Origin of the sequence: Ulvibacterium sp., from assembly GCF_965248315.1 — a bacterium.
Classification (GTDB): domain Bacteria; phylum Bacteroidota; class Bacteroidia; order Flavobacteriales; family Flavobacteriaceae; genus Ulvibacterium.
In genome coordinates, this window is record NZ_CBDFIX010000002.1 from 1,542,593 (window position 1) to 1,557,380 (window position 14,788).

Consider the following 14,788-nt stretch of genomic DNA (forward strand, 5'->3'; position numbering starts at 1 on the left):
AGTTAATCGAACAATTTTTCAAGTATTCCGTCTTCCACCAAATGGGGTATGGTAACCTTTAACTCTGGAGTGCGCTCCATTTCGCGCTGAATGGCAAAAAGTGCCTCCTTGTTCCGAGCCCAAGTTCTTCGGGCGATGCCATTGTTTACATCATAAAATAACATGTTTCGAAGATTTTTTGAGGCTTCCTCAGAACCATCGAGCACCAAACCAAATCCTCCATTGATGACTTCGCCCCATCCAACACCCCCGCCATTATGGATGGAGACCCAAGTAGCCCCTCTAAAACTGTCACCGATAACATTGTGTATGGCCATATCCGAAGTAAATTGGCTTCCATCATAGATGTTACTGGTTTCCCGAAATGGAGAATCCGTTCCGCTGACATCATGATGATCTCTTCCTAAAACAACGGCTGCTGAAATCTCACCTTTTTTTATAGCGTTGTTAAAAGCCTCCGCTATTTTAACCCTGCCCTCTGCATCGGCGTATAGAATCCTAGCTTGGGAACCAACGACCAATCGGTTCTGATCTGCCTCGGAAATCCATTGGATATTGTCCTGCATTTGCTGCTGGATTTCCTCCGGGGCATTCGACTTGACTTTCCGCATTTCCTCCAAGGCCAAGGCATCGGTTTTTCGGAGGTCAGCGGGATTACCAGAAGTACAAACCCATCGGAATGGTCCAAAACCATAGTCAAAACACATAGGTCCTAAAATGTCCTGAACGTAGCTGGGGTATTTGAAATCAATGTTGTTGTCCGCCATTACTTTGGCTCCCGCGCGGGAAGCTTCCAGTAAAAAGGCATTTCCATAATCGAAGAAATAGGTCCCTTTTTGGGCATGTTGGTTTATGGCATCTACCTGTCGTCGAAGCGATTCATGTACTTTTTCCATAAAAAGGGTAGGGTTTTCGGCCATTAGTTGGTTGGATTCCTCAAAACTACACCCAACCGGATAATAGCCACCCGCCCATGGATTGTGCAAAGAAGTCTGGTCGGAACCCAAGTGAACAAAAATGTTCTCCGTAAAGAAACGTTCCCATACATCTACAACGTTTCCAATATAGGCCAGCGATACGGTTTCACTATTCTTTTGGGCTTCCTTGGTACGTGATACTAGCTCATTAAGATTATCAATTAACACATCTACCCAGCCTTGATCGTATCTTTTTCTGGCGGCAGCCGGATTTACTTCCGCGCAGACAGTGATACATCCCGTAATATTTCCAGCTTTGGGCTGGGCGCCGCTCATTCCACCAAGTCCTGCAGTCAGGAATATTTTTCCTGCTGGATTTTCATCTTTTTGTAGCACTTTCCGAAAAGCGTTCATGACCGTAATGGCCGTACCATGTACGATTCCCTGAGGTCCTATATACATATAGGAACCTGCGGTCATCTGTCCGTATTGGGTGACACCAAGGGCATTGTATTTTTCCCAATCATCCGGTTTGGAGTAATTGGGAATCATCATCCCGTTGGTAACAACTACTCGAGGAGCTTCCTTGGCGGATGGAAAGAGTCCCATAGGGTGACCCGAGTACATATGCAGGGTTTGTTCTTCCGTCATAGTGGCCAAATAGTGCATGGTTAAAAGGTACTGCGCCCAGTTTTGGAAAACCGCACCATTGCCACCATAGGTTATCAATTCTTCAGGATGTTGAGCAACTTTGGGATCCAGATTGTTCTGGATCATCAACATGATGGCTGCCGCCTGTTTTGTTTTCGCCGGGTACGCCTCTATGGGTCGGGCAAACATTTCGTAGTCTGGCTTAAAGCGATACATATAGATCCGGCCATGGGCCTTTAACTCCTCGGTGAATTCCTTGGAAAGTTCGGAATGCCATGATTTGGGAAAATAGCGCAAGGCATTGCGTACGGCCAATTTCTTTTCTTCCAAAGACAGGAGATCCTTCCGTTTGGGAGCATGATTCGCATCTTTTGAATAGTCCCCTTTAGGAGGAAGTTTTGTGGGGATGCCCTGAAGTATTTGTTCTTTAAAGGTCATTCTTGGTTCTTTTTACGCTTTCTTTAAATACTGGACATTCGTTCTATTTCCCCTTCATACTTCGTACCTCGTATTTCTTACTTCCTACTTCAACCCTTATGTCTATCAGAAATCAGTTCTCCGTTTTTCCACACCATACACGGTTTTAAATTTCCTTGATTATAGAGAATTTCAGAATAGTTGGTTGTATGGAAAACGGCAAGATCGGCCAAAAAACCCTTGGCCAATTGGCCCCTATCCGATAGATTAAGGGCCGCTGCGGCACGAAAAGTTATGCCCGCCAATACTTCCGCATTGGACAATTTTTCGAAAGCGCCTAGAATGGCAGCCTGGGTCAGCAAATCCCCCATTGGGGCCGATCCCGGATTATGGTCGCTGGCAATGGCCAAAGCTCCACCCGCATCCAAGATTTTTCGGGCGGGAGTAAAATTACAGCCCAGTCCTAATGAAGCTCCCGGCAGTGCAGTGGCAATGACATTACTTTTGGCCAATAGTTCAATTTCTTTTGGAGTACTCGCCTCAAGGTGATCCGCACTGAGCGCATCAAACTGAATAGCAACTTCGCTACCACCTGTAGAGAATTGATCGGCATGGACCGTAATATCAAAACCCATTTCCCGGGCTTTTTCAAAGTAAGGCCCGATTTGCTTTGCAGAATAGGCATTTTCTTCAATAAAGGCATCAATACGATGGGCTAAACCTTCTTTCTTAAGTTTAGGGAAAAGTACATTTCCAATCTCTGCCAGATAATCTTCTTCACCTCCCTTATAATCTTTAGGAAGCATATGTGCCGCCAAGCATGTCGGTATTAAATCTATGGGAAGGATTTCGTTGGCCTCCTTGATGGCATATAGCATTTTAAGTTCCTCCGCTTGAGACAGCCCATAACCACTTTTAACCTCCAATGTGGTTGTTCCATTTTTAAGATGGCGTCGGGCAAGTTTAACCGTATGTTTTACAAGTTTATCTTTTGTGGCCTTTCGGGTTTGGGTCACCGTATCCCAGATACCACCGCCGGCCTGGGCAATTTCTAAATACGTCTTTCCTGAATTTCGCAACGCATAGTCATTGGCCCGGGAACCTCCATAGCATATATGTGTATGGGCATCTACCAAACCGGGCAAACAAACATGGTCGCCCTCCAAACGAATGATTTCCGTGTTGGTTTCCTTGAAATCCTTAAATAACTCAGAAAACTTTTTTATGGAATGAATTTTATTATCCTCGACTAGAATCCCGGCTTCGGTTATAACAGCTAGTTTAATATCTGGAATAGCACCCTTTAAGGGCAATCCGGTCATGGGTACCACTTGTCTAAATGGACCGATAAGTTTGGTTAAACCTGTCATTTTAGTATTCTTCAAATTCCTCGGAATAAGGAGTGTCCAAGGACATGTTCTTCTTTTTCCGTGTTCTTTCTATAATGGTTATCAAGAACTTTGATCGTATCAACTCGATTCCGATATCAATATCTTCTGCAAAAACCCTATCCTCCTTTGCAAAGGCTACTACTTTGCGGACTTCCTTATGGATTTCATCCAACAAAATCCCTGATTTTAACGGCTTTCGAAATTCGAATGCCTGTGCAGCGGTCAGTAATTCAATCGCCAAAATCTTTTCCACGTTTTCCAGGACCTGCAGTGCTTTTCTTCCAGAGATGGATCCCATACTTACATGGTCTTCCTGTCCCAAGGAGGTAGGGATACTATCGGCACTTGCGGGAAAGCACAATCCCTTGTTTTCGCTGGCCAAAGCCGCAGATGTGTATTGCAAGATCATATAACCCGAATTGATACCTGTGCCCGCCATTAATAATTTGGGAACCCCAGGGCTATTGCCTTCCAAGGCCAAATAGATTCTCCTGTCCGAAATATTGCCGAGTTCGGAAGCCGCAACACAGGCATAATCCAAAGCCATGGCTAAGGGCTGGCCATGAAAGTTGCCTCCACTTATGGTCAGGGATTCTTCTATAATGACTGGATTATCCGTAACCGCATTCAATTCTGTCTCCAGTAGTTCCTTTAAATGTAACCATGCATTTCGTGAAGCGCCATGTACCTGCGGAATGCAACGAAGGGAATAGGGGTCCTGTACCCGTTCGCAATCAATATGGGCTTCCATGATTTCCGAACCTTTGAGCAATCGTTTTACCCTTTTGGCCACATGTATGTTTCCCTTGAAAGGGCGTAGGGCGTGCAACTCGTTATAAAAGGGCTTAATGGATCCCTGTAGGCCTTCTATCATCATGGCCCCTATGATATCCGCCTGGGCCAAACAAGCGTGCATTTTTTCAATTACCATAATAGCATGGGCAGCTATAAATTGTGTTCCGTTGATTAATGCCAACCCCTCTTTTGGGCCCAGTTGCAAGGCCTTCAACCCCTCTTTTTTAAAAAAAGCGGAAGTGTCCAAAACCTCTCCTTTATAGGTTATTTTTCCCAATCCGATCAAAGGAAGAAAAAGATGGGCCAAAGGAGCCAGATCGCCGGATGCGCCTACAGAGCCTTGAGAGGGAACCACAGGAATTACATTATTTTCTATATGCCAAAGGATTCGATCTATAGTGGTCTCTGCGATCCCGGAATACCCTTTGGCAAGTGAATGCAATTTTAACACCAACATTAATTTGGCAATTTCCGTATCAATAGGTAATCCAACACCAACCGCATGACTTTTTAAGATATTGGATTGCAGTATTTTGGTTTCCTCCTTGGAGATACTGGTGGTACACAATGGCCCAAACCCTGTATTAATACCATATACTGGATGGCCGTGCTCCACAATGGTATGCACGATTTTTTGACTTGCCCTAAGCTTGGCTCTCGATTCCTCGGGAATTTCACCGATGATTTCACCTCTAACCAGGTCAAGGGCAATGCCAGCTGTAAGATGTTCTTGGCCAAAAAGGAATTTTTTTGATTTCGATGCCATTCGGACTATATTTCAGGACCCTAAATGTATTCATTAAGTTTGATATTGTTAAATATATAACATATGATCTTCGATTTGATAAAAAAGAGACGTTCGGTATTTCCGGTTCAATATAATTCCAGCCCAATTGCCAAATCTGATATTGAAAAAATCCTGGAGGCCGCCAACTGGGCCCCGACCCATAGAAAGACGGAACCCTGGCGATTTAAGGTACTGCTTGGCGAATCCAAACCACGATTGGGTCAATTCCTGTCCAAAAAATATCAGGAGACCGAGGCAAGCCCTAAACAGATCAAATTCAAAAAACTTTTGGAGAACCCCAGAAGGGCAGGAGCAATAATTGCTATTTGCATGCAACGGGATCCAAAGGAAAGTTTACCGGAATGGGAGGAAATAGCCGCTACGGCAATGGCTGTACAGAATATGTGGCTCTGTTGTGCGGAAATGGGAATCGGTTGCTATTGGAGCTCACCCGGTCTAATACAATATATGGGAGAATTTCTGGAGTTAAATGAAGGGGAAAAGTGTTTGGGCTTTTTGTATATGGGATATTATGATGAAGAAATTCCCGAACAGACCAGGACACCTATAGCAGAAAAAACGGTATGGCTCGAATACTAGATCCTAGATTTAGGCCTATTCCATTTTGTAGTTATATACACCTCCAGCTTGCTTTAGGACAAAGCTCTTTTCATCGGGTGTAAATTCTATTCGCACCCCGGCCTTCGCAAACTCGAATATGTCCTTTTCTACGGCTTCCATAGGGAAGGATGGTTGCCCGGTAGCTTGGCCAAAAAGAGTAGTGCCGTCCTTGGTTATTGTAATCTTTAATGGAAGTTGCTCACTGGTATAGATGCCAAGATACTTGTCCAAATCTTTCGATTGTACTTTGATAGTTTTAAAAGTAGGTATCTCAAAAGGCTTCCCATAATACGCGCTTAATACGGCAATGATGATATCGTTATTGGCATAGCGATTGCCATTGGAAGTTAGGGCTACTGAAACTTTATCTTCAGGCATGTACCCCAAGACGGAGGTAAATCCATCTATTCCACCATTATGGCCATATCCACTTTTATTGTGGAAGGGTACCGGAAAAATACCCATGCCATAACCATCGGAAATGGTTTTCATCTGGTAGAGGCTTTTCATGGAAATCAATGTCCCCTCAAAAAGGGCATGTATGAAGGTATTTAAATCGGTTGGTGTGGAGACCATAGCACCTGCCCCTAAGGGGATGGACATATGGGTTTCATCCTTTTTTTTCCAACCTTTTTCGTAGGTGTAGGAATGGGCTTCGTTATGGTCTAAATTGATCCGACCTCCCACATAGGTACTTTTTAGGCCCAGGGGTCCGGTAATGTTTTCGGATACAAGCTCCGAATAGGTCTTCTTTAAGACATCCTCTAAAATAAATGTCAACAGCACATAGTTGGAGTTACTATACTGAGCCCTGCTATCAGGATTAAAGACGCTTCCACCATCTCGGATGATTTCGAGGAGTTCGGCCCTTGTTTTGGGTTCGATATCCCAATCTTGGTAATCGGGGCGGCTTGTAAAACTATGGATGCCGCTTCTGTGGTTTAACAGATTGGCAATGGTGATTTGATCACTATTTTCGACTTTGGGAAAATAGGCGTCGATTGTCTGATCGAGCTTTAGTTCACCAGTTTCCACGGCCTTAAAAACAAGTACCGAGGTAAACATTTTGGTTATAGAGCCAACCCTGTATTTGGTGCCTGTAGTCGGTTTTAGGTTGTTTTTTACATCCCTATATCCAATAGCCTTGGCGTATATAGTTTCACCTTCATGCGAAAGGGCTAAACTTCCCATAAAACGGTCATTAACCTCCAAGGTGTTAAAAAGGCTATCCAGTTTAGCGGAATCAATCTGCTGTGAAACCCCGTACAAAGAGATAAGGCTGGCTAGTAAGAGTGTCAGGAAGTTTTTTTGCATATCAGAAGTTTGAGATACTATTCAAAAAAAGGAAATAGGGCCGCTTTATGTGTCCAGGCCACTGAAATGAACATCCCAAGAAATATCACGGTGACCATAAATTTTAGGAAAGTACCTGTCAAGAATCCAAGAAAGGAACCAAAGGCTGCCTTCAATGCCGTCTTTTTGTCCGCTTTATTAATGATTTCACCCACAAGGGCACCCACAAACGGCCAAATAACAATTCCGAATATACCCAATATGGGGAATACCAAGGCTACCAACAATCCGACAGTGGTGCCTATCATACCCGATCTGCTACCTCCAAATTTCTTAGTCCCCATTGCCGGGATTATGTAATCCAATGCAACAACAATAAGTGCAACTCCCAGGGTGATGCCCAACAACCACCAATCTTGGGGGACGGCCTTTGTGAGATACAGTAATAATAGGCCTACCCAACTTATAGGAGGCCCAGGCAGTACGGGCAAAAAACTTCCCAGAATGCCAACGAGCATTAAAATAAATCCTAGGACCAGTAATACTATATCCATTTTTTCCTTTTCTGTTGGACTAAGATACATGCATTTTGTTACACTTTTTTAACCAGACCCGTCAGGTTTTTTAAAACCTGACGGGTCTATAAACTAAAGGAATAGTTTATTGGGCTCAATTTTTTAACTAAATAATTAGTTTTAACTAAAGTTTTAGTTATATTTGAATATTATTTGAACTAAAAACTTAGTTAAATGAAGCAATTGACCAAAGCGGAGGAGGAGGTAATGCAAATCCTTTGGAAACTGGAAAAATGTAATGTGGCGGCCATTATAGATGAAGTGCCCAAACCCAAACCGGCCTATAATACAGTCTCTACCATTGTACGGATTTTAGAGAGTAAAGGATTTGTAGACCACGAAAAGGAAGGAAAAGGGCATCTCTATTTTCCATTGATTAAGAAAGCTGATTATAGCAATCAGTCCATTACCAAATTGGTGGACGGTTATTTTCAGGGATCTTTTAAAAGCATGGTGTCTTTCTTTATGAAAAAGAACGATATGAGTCTTTCAGAATTGGAATCTATCTTAAAAGAAATCAAAAAAGGCGAAAAATGATACAGTATGTCCTAGAATGTATGGCCTTTCAATTGGTGTTTTTGGTCATCTACGATTTTTGGCTAAAGCCCGAGACCTTTTTCCAATGGAACCGGGCCTACCTTATAGGTTCATATCTGCTATCCTTGATTTTGCCTTGGGTAAAGATAGAAGCCTTTAGAACCAAAATACCCATAGCTTTTAAGGGATATCCGGAATTTCTTTGGAATTTGGACAATGCCGCTCTAAAGGTCGTAGGGGACAAAGGGTCAACTTTTGGTCCGTCCTGGGAGCTTGTCCTGCTTTTTGGCGGGATGATTTTGACCACGACGTTTTTTGTGTATAAGCTGTTTCAAATCCAAAGACTCAAGCGGCTAGGGGAAGTGCATTATTTTAATGAGTTTACCCGGATAATCCTTCCCAATAGTAGGGCTGCTTTTTCCTTTTTCAGGTCCATTTTTTTGGGAGACAAGGTTGTCGAAAAGGAACATGAAACGATCATCAATCATGAGTTGGTCCATATTCGGCAGAGACATTCGTGCGATCTTATATTCTTTGAATTGATGCGCATCTTAGGTTGGTTTAATCCATTGGTTTATGTATATCAAAACAAGGTTTCGGAATTGCACGAGTTTATCGCCGATGCCCAAGTGGCCAAAACCAATAAAAACGAACAATATAAATTGCTTTTGTCCCAAGTGTTTCAAACCCAACATATTTCATTCATCAACCAATTTTTTAAAGAATCATTAATCAAAAAGCGAATAGTCATGTTACAAAAATCAAAATCAAAACAAATTTGGAAATTAAAGTATTTACTAGTTGCCCCCATTGTAATTGGGATGCTTTTTTATACATCCTGTGAAAATGAAAGGAAAGATGATGTACAGGAAACCATATCCGTTGCGGATATCGGGAATTTGACGGATATGGAGGAGGACAAGGTTTTTTCAAGACTTGTGGATCTCTCAAATGGCTCACAGGATTGGGAATTACATGTTGAGGATGGCAATTCTACCATACATTTTTCCAGACCGGAGGATGGGGAGTCCTATATTTCAGGCCCGGAGGGGAACCCTATCAAAGCTAAGATGCAAATTGAAACGGACTTGGCGGACATGGATTTCGACTTTTTCGGAGATAATTCGAAGACCACTTCGGAATATGGCCTGGACAGGGCTTTACCTTTTGGGGAAGTGGAGCAAGTACCTATTTTTTTGGGTTGTGAAAGCGAGACGGATAAAAGGGCCTGTTTCAACTCAAAACTACAACGCCATATCAGTAAGCATTTCAACTATCCGAAGGAAGCTATTGAAAAAGGAGTAGAAGGGCGGGTGAATGCTGTGTTTACCATAGATGAAGATGGTAAGGTTGTACACATTAAAACCAAAGGGCCGGATAAGCTTTTGGAAAATGAGGTAGAACGGATTATCGGACGCATCCCGAATATGGTACCTGGCAGGCATAACGGAAACAACGTTAATGTGATGTATTCCATCCCGGTTACCTTTAAGTTACAATAACTTCCCATAACCTTATAAAAAGACCTGGGTACTGATCCAGGTCTTTTTGTATAGCGTTATAAAGATGTTCTGATCCTTCGCTAAAAAATTGTAATTTCCACCCAAGAATTGGTGGGTATGCGACACTTTTGGATGCTGTTGGTTTTTTGTGGTCTGGCTTCCTGCAATCTGTGGGTCTCCAAAGACAAGAAGACCCAAAAAATGGTGGACGAGGAAATGCAAGCCATTGATTGGAACAATGTGGACAACTACCCCTTATTTGAGAACTGTGACGAGACTGCATCCAAAATAGGGCAAAGGGAGTGTTTTGAACAGGAACTCTTGTCCCATTTTTCGGCTACTCTAACAGAATTTGAATTTATATTAGGTACAGAAATCGACTCTATCATTACTGTCGATTTTTTAGTGGACAAGGAAGGGAAAATAACCATTCTAGAGATTGTAAAGGATAATGAAATCGATGGACAAATGCCAGAATTTGAAGGTATTGTTCGTCAAAGCCTTAAGAATATGCCGCCTTTGGCTCCGGCCTTAAAAAGAGGAATTCCGGTGTCGGCAAAATTTCGGTTACCCATACGTTTACGCAGTAATTAGATTTCGTATTTGAGCCAAAAATCATGTAGAATATTCAATGTCAATTTATTGGATGTAATTTAAACCATAAACCATAAACCATAAACCATAAACCATAAACCATAAGACCTTGGCCCACGAAAAAATCATACTTGGTATAGATCCCGGAACAACCATCATGGGTTTTGGGATTATCAAAGTGGTGGATAAAAAAATGAAGTTTATCCAGATGAATGAACTTCTACTTAAAAAGTATACCGACCCCTATACCAAACTCAAGCTTATTTTTGAACGGACCTTGGAATTGATAGATACCTATCATCCGGATGAAATTGCCATTGAGGCGCCATTTTATGGCAAAAATGTACAAAGTATGCTTAAATTAGGTCGTGCGCAAGGGGTAGCTATGGCTGCCGGACTTTCCCGACAAATACCCATTACGGAATACCTTCCCAAAAAAATAAAGATGTCCATAACCGGAAATGGAAATGCGAGTAAGGAACAGGTCGCGAAAATGCTACAAAGCACTTTGGGTCTTAAAACCCTCCCTAAAAACTTGGATAGCACAGATGGTCTTGCCGCCGCAGTCTGCCATTTTTATAACGAAGGCCGAATAGAAATAGGTAAAAGTTACTCAGGTTGGGAAGCGTTTGTTAAAGCTAATGAAGGACGACTCAAAAAGTGAAAAGTATATAGTAATAAGTAAAATAACACCTCTTTATGAAGTTTCAGGATTTACTGGCATATCAAAAATCTTTTGAGTTGGCAATGGAAATTTTTGAGGTTTCCAAAAAGTTTCCGAAGGAGGAGAAGTATTCTTTGACAGATCAAATAAGAAGATCTTCCCGAAGTGTTTCCACGAATATCGACGAATCTTATGCGAAACGTCGATACCCCAAACATTTCATATCTAAGCTTTCAGATAGTAATGGTGAGAATTTAGAAACTCAAGCATGGTTGGAGTTTTCGAGAGAATGCAAGTATATAGAACAGGAGAAGTTTGAATTGTTATTTGAAAAAACGGTTTAAATAGCAAAATTAATTTATTATATGATTAATAATCCAAGCAAGTTTGGCGCCAAATAGAACTTGCATTAGGCGTAACTATATAACTTATCCTTTTTTACTAATTACCTTTTACTATTTACTACAAGATGTCCGCCATCTACATCCATATCCCATTTTGCAAACAGGCCTGTCACTATTGTGATTTTCATTTTTCCACGTCCCTAGGTAAAAAAGAAGTTATGGTCCAAGCCCTGATGAAAGAGATGGTATTGCGCAAAAATGAATTGAAGGGAGAACTAATTGAAACCATTTATTTTGGGGGAGGAACACCTTCGGTATTAGATATTGGGGAAATTAACCAACTTGTTGATGCTGTATACACTAATTATCAAGTAGTACAGAATCCGGAAATTACCTTGGAAGCCAATCCGGATGATTTGTCCAGAAATCGAATCGTTGAGCTGGCAAAAAGTCGGATCAATAGGTTAAGTATTGGTGTCCAATCTTTTTTTGATAAAGACCTGAAATTGATGAACCGGGCCCATAATGCGTTGGAGGCCGAAATATCCATAAAGGATGCATCCCAATATTTTAAAAATATTTCTATTGATTTGATTTATGGAATTCCTGGAATGACCAACTTACGTTGGCAACAGAATATTGAAAAAGCGTTGGCCTTCAAAATTCCCCATATTTCAAGTTATGCCCTCACCGTGGAACCTAAAACGGCCCTGGCCCATTTTATTGAAAAGGGAGTGGTTCAAAATGTAGATGATGAGGTGGCCCAAGCACATTTTCATATTTTGTCGGATATCCTGGCGGACGCCGGCTATACCTGTTATGAGATTTCCAATTTTGGCAAACCGGGTTATTTCTCAAAGAACAATACGGCCTATTGGCAGCAGAAAACATATTTAGGTATAGGGCCGTCCGCACATTCCTATGATGGCGAACGAAGGGGCTGGAACGTGAGGAGCAATCCCAAGTATATTAGGGCTATCGCCAAAGGTGAACTGCCTATGGAGGCGGAGGTACTTTCCAAAACGGATCGATACAACGAGTATGTCATGACCGGTCTTCGGACCGTTTGGGGCGTCTCTCTAGAAAAAATAAGGGATTTGTTTGGAGAAGTGTATGAAAAACATATTGGGGAGCAGGCCGGAAAATACATTGCGTCACACTTACTGTACCTGGACGGGGATACCTTGTTGGCCACAAAAAAAGGCAAGTTTTTGGTGGACGGAATCGCCAGTGATCTATTTATGGTTAACTTGTCCTAAATCGGGTTTAGAAAAAGTTTGGCAGACATGCTCGCGAAAATAGAATACAATAACAAAGCTTATACAATTGACCTGTCCAAACCCTTGGACATCTCGATTCCCTTGCGGGGAGAGGCAAGCAATGTGAATGCTTGGTATTTGGACCATCCTAAGATAGAACCGCATCAGGAAGGGGGTTCTGTTGCCAAAGTCTCGGAAGGAGCTGCTATTAATTTTAACGATATCTGGTTCAATCCACATGCCCATGGAACACATACCGAGTGTGTTGGTCATATCACCGAGGAATTCCATTCCATAAATACCCATTTGAACCGTTATTTTTTTGCCGCGGAGTTGTTGACCATTGCTCCCGAAAAACAAGGAGGCGATTTTGTGATTTCAAAAAAACAATTGGAGTATGTTTTGGGCCAGGGCCGAAGGGATGCGATAGTAATCCGAACCCTGCCAAATACCAAAGCAAAGCTCTCCCGGCAATATTCCCACACCAATCCTCCCTATATATTGGAGGAGGCAGCAAAATTCCTTTGCGAAATAGGAGTGCAGCATCTTCTCATAGACCTTCCGTCCGTGGACAAGGAAAAGGATAATGGGGAGTTATTGGCGCATAAGGCCTTTTGGAACTTCAATGGAGCACTTAGGAAATCGGCCACTATCACAGAGCTCGTGTTTGTACCTAATCATATTCAGGATGGTAAGTACTTTTTAAACCTACAAGTGGCACCTTTTGTCAACGATGCTAGCCCTAGCCGGCCCGTTTTATTTGAGGTGGAAGAGGTATAACCGTAATCGATAACTTCCTTATATTTACTGCATGGACAATATTCTCGAAATATTTCTGGGCCTGGTTTTAGGCGCGATTATGATGTATTGGATTTTCTCCTTTTTCCGCAAAAAGAAGAGCAAGGAGTTGACCCATCATCAGTCCACGGTATTGTTGGAAAAAATAAAAAGCGTTTGTAAGTTGATTTCCGTGGAAGGTGACTTCGCCGAGATTTACAAATATGAGAATACCAAGGAACGGTTTATGAGCTTGGTGAGCAGCAAAAAGAAAGCACTGATCGTTATCAATGCCAAGGCCCAAATAGGCTATGATCTCCAAAAAGTGCTGATGCATTCCGACACTGCCAAGAAAAAGATAATCCTCACCAATTTTCCTCAACCGGAAGTGTTGTCCATAGAACCGGAATTGGAGTTTTATGATATTAAGAACGGACTTTTTAATTCCTTTACCCCGGATGATCTTACCAGCTTAAATCAAGAAGCAAAAAAGCACATTATAGAGAAAATTCCGGAAAGTGGTCTTATGGAAACTGCAAAACGGGAGGCCTTGGAGGCCGTTCTGCTTATCGAAAAAATTGTGGAAACCATTGGGTGGACCCTGGATTATTCCGCTTTGAAAATCTCCGATGAACAGAAGAAATTGTTCGAGGACATTAGAAAATAAAACACAACAAATGAAAAAACTATGCTATCCTTTACTAATTTTAACCCTTGCCGTAAGTAGTTATGGCCAAACCAAAACAAACATGAAAGAATTTGATCCCCATTTTGCACACACGGTGTATTTCTGGTTGAAGAACCCGGATAATCCAGATGACCGCAAAGCCTTTGAAACCTCGCTCCAAAAGTTTCTGGACAACTCGGCATATGCTAAGACCAATTTTATAGGAACCCCGCCCCAGGCCGGTAGGGATGTCGTTGACGGATCTTTTACCTATTCCCTGATCGTAACGTTCGAATCTGCCGAGGCGCAGCAAAACTATCAGGACGAAGGCCCACATAAATTGTTCATAGACGAATCTAGCAATTTGTGGGAAAAAGTAATCGTTTACGATTCCAAGGGCATTTAAAACTATGAAAGGTACTTCACCCTTAAAGAAATGAACATTGAGGAGTTTCGAAACTATTGCCTTGCCAAAAAAGGGGTAACCGAAGAACTTCCCTTTGGTCCGGATGCCCTCGTTTTTAAGGTGATGGGTAAAATGTTCGCGTTAAGTGCCCTGGAGCGTATTCCGCCACAGGTAAACCTAAAATGTGACCCGGAACGGGCCATTGCCTTGAGGGAAGAATACGATGGGACCATTATTCCTGGCTATCATATGAGCAAGGTACATTGGAACACCCTATATTTGGAACACCTTCCCCCGAAGCTGATCAAGGAGTTAATCGATCACTCCTATGATCTGGTGGTTTCCAAATTCACCAAAAAACTAAAGTCCGAGCTGGACGGCTTGAGTTGATACCAAATTTGTAACATTAGAGCGTTTTCCTACCAATTTTTCAAAACCAACAGATGGTATAGCGTATTTAATCTCCATGCCCTCGTCTTTACTTACGTTAAACAGCATCTATTCTCGTTGAAATACAACTTCATTGAAACTTTATCCTATAAATTGAGAATTTAGTCGAAAACTATTTTCGTTTTTATTTGAAAGACCTTT

Annotated in this window: 16 protein-coding genes; 11 read left to right on the forward strand and 5 right to left on the reverse strand. The window is 42.1% G+C overall.

The genetic code is table 11. From position 1 onward, the window contains the following. Window positions 1–2: 2 nt before the first annotated feature. From ACP2AF_RS08120 to hutH, 3 genes are all read right to left on the reverse strand, one after another. The gene (locus tag ACP2AF_RS08120; RefSeq protein ID WP_425235729.1) at window positions 3–2,006 is read right to left on the reverse strand and encodes a urocanate hydratase; all 2,004 of its coding nucleotides are present in this window, start codon (window positions 2,004–2,006) and stop codon (window positions 3–5) included. Between the two features lie 89 nt (window positions 2,007–2,095). Then, window positions 2,096–3,355, reverse strand: a complete 1,260-nt coding sequence (gene hutI / locus ACP2AF_RS08125; RefSeq protein WP_425235730.1) for an imidazolonepropionase — start codon at window positions 3,353–3,355, stop codon at window positions 2,096–2,098. A 1-nt stretch (window position 3,356) separates the two neighbouring features. Further along, window positions 3,357–4,937 carry a histidine ammonia-lyase gene (gene hutH, locus ACP2AF_RS08130; protein ID WP_425235731.1) on the reverse strand — a complete coding sequence of 527 codons (1,581 nt, stop codon included), beginning with the start codon at window positions 4,935–4,937 and terminating at the stop codon, window positions 3,357–3,359. Between the two features lie 63 nt (window positions 4,938–5,000). Here hutH and ACP2AF_RS08135 point away from each other — a divergent pair, with 63 nt between their 5' ends. After that, on the forward strand, window positions 5,001–5,558 hold the full coding sequence (locus tag ACP2AF_RS08135) for a nitroreductase family protein (RefSeq protein WP_425235732.1): 558 nt from the start codon (window positions 5,001–5,003) through the stop codon (window positions 5,556–5,558). A gap of 15 nt (window positions 5,559–5,573) precedes the next feature. On the opposite strand, the gene ACP2AF_RS08140 is transcribed toward ACP2AF_RS08135, so the two are convergent. Both ACP2AF_RS08140 and ACP2AF_RS08145 read right to left on the reverse strand, forming a co-directional pair. Continuing rightward, window positions 5,574–6,893, reverse strand: a complete 1,320-nt coding sequence (locus tag ACP2AF_RS08140; protein ID WP_425235733.1) for a serine hydrolase domain-containing protein — start codon at window positions 6,891–6,893, stop codon at window positions 5,574–5,576. A gap of 17 nt (window positions 6,894–6,910) precedes the next feature. After that, window positions 6,911–7,426, reverse strand: a complete 516-nt coding sequence (locus ACP2AF_RS08145; protein WP_425235734.1) for a DUF456 domain-containing protein — start codon at window positions 7,424–7,426, stop codon at window positions 6,911–6,913. Window positions 7,427–7,621: 195 nt separating this feature from the next. On the opposite strand from ACP2AF_RS08145, the gene ACP2AF_RS08150 reads away from it, so the two are divergent. The 10 genes from ACP2AF_RS08150 to ACP2AF_RS08195 all read left to right on the forward strand — a co-directional run bounded on the left by ACP2AF_RS08150 (window position 7,622) and on the right by ACP2AF_RS08195 (window position 14,587). Continuing rightward, window positions 7,622–7,984 carry a BlaI/MecI/CopY family transcriptional regulator gene (locus ACP2AF_RS08150; RefSeq protein ID WP_425235735.1) on the forward strand — a complete coding sequence of 121 codons (363 nt, stop codon included), beginning with the start codon at window positions 7,622–7,624 and terminating at the stop codon, window positions 7,982–7,984. After that, window positions 7,981–9,486 carry an energy transducer TonB gene (locus ACP2AF_RS08155; RefSeq protein ID WP_425235736.1) on the forward strand — a complete coding sequence of 502 codons (1,506 nt, stop codon included), beginning with the start codon at window positions 7,981–7,983 and terminating at the stop codon, window positions 9,484–9,486. The genes ACP2AF_RS08150 and ACP2AF_RS08155 overlap by 4 nt, the downstream gene beginning before the upstream one ends. A gap of 117 nt (window positions 9,487–9,603) precedes the next feature. After that, entirely contained in the window at window positions 9,604–10,080 is a 477-nt protein-coding gene (locus tag ACP2AF_RS08160) for a hypothetical protein (RefSeq protein WP_425235737.1), read from the forward strand. A gap of 109 nt (window positions 10,081–10,189) precedes the next feature. Then, window positions 10,190–10,744 carry a crossover junction endodeoxyribonuclease RuvC gene (gene ruvC, locus ACP2AF_RS08165; RefSeq protein ID WP_425235738.1) on the forward strand — a complete coding sequence of 185 codons (555 nt, stop codon included), beginning with the start codon at window positions 10,190–10,192 and terminating at the stop codon, window positions 10,742–10,744. Window positions 10,745–10,779: 35 nt separating this feature from the next. Then, complete coding sequence (locus ACP2AF_RS08170; RefSeq protein WP_425235739.1) at window positions 10,780–11,088, forward strand: four helix bundle protein; 309 nt, start codon at window positions 10,780–10,782, stop codon at window positions 11,086–11,088. 125 nt (window positions 11,089–11,213) lie between these two features. Then, window positions 11,214–12,347 carry a radical SAM family heme chaperone HemW gene (gene hemW / locus ACP2AF_RS08175; protein WP_425235740.1) on the forward strand — a complete coding sequence of 378 codons (1,134 nt, stop codon included), beginning with the start codon at window positions 11,214–11,216 and terminating at the stop codon, window positions 12,345–12,347. Window positions 12,348–12,374: 27 nt separating this feature from the next. Further along, window positions 12,375–13,127, forward strand: a complete 753-nt coding sequence (locus tag ACP2AF_RS08180) for a cyclase family protein (RefSeq protein ID WP_425235741.1) — start codon at window positions 12,375–12,377, stop codon at window positions 13,125–13,127. 31 nt (window positions 13,128–13,158) lie between these two features. Further along, on the forward strand, window positions 13,159–13,791 hold the full coding sequence (locus ACP2AF_RS08185; RefSeq protein WP_425235742.1) for a DUF4230 domain-containing protein: 633 nt from the start codon (window positions 13,159–13,161) through the stop codon (window positions 13,789–13,791). Window positions 13,792–13,873: 82 nt separating this feature from the next. Next, window positions 13,874–14,197, forward strand: coding sequence for a Dabb family protein (locus ACP2AF_RS08190; protein ID WP_425235743.1), 324 nt, complete (start codon window positions 13,874–13,876; stop codon window positions 14,195–14,197). Between the two features lie 30 nt (window positions 14,198–14,227). Beyond that, entirely contained in the window at window positions 14,228–14,587 is a 360-nt protein-coding gene (locus ACP2AF_RS08195) for an MmcQ/YjbR family DNA-binding protein (RefSeq protein ID WP_425235744.1), read from the forward strand. Window positions 14,588–14,788: the final 201 nt, after the last annotated feature.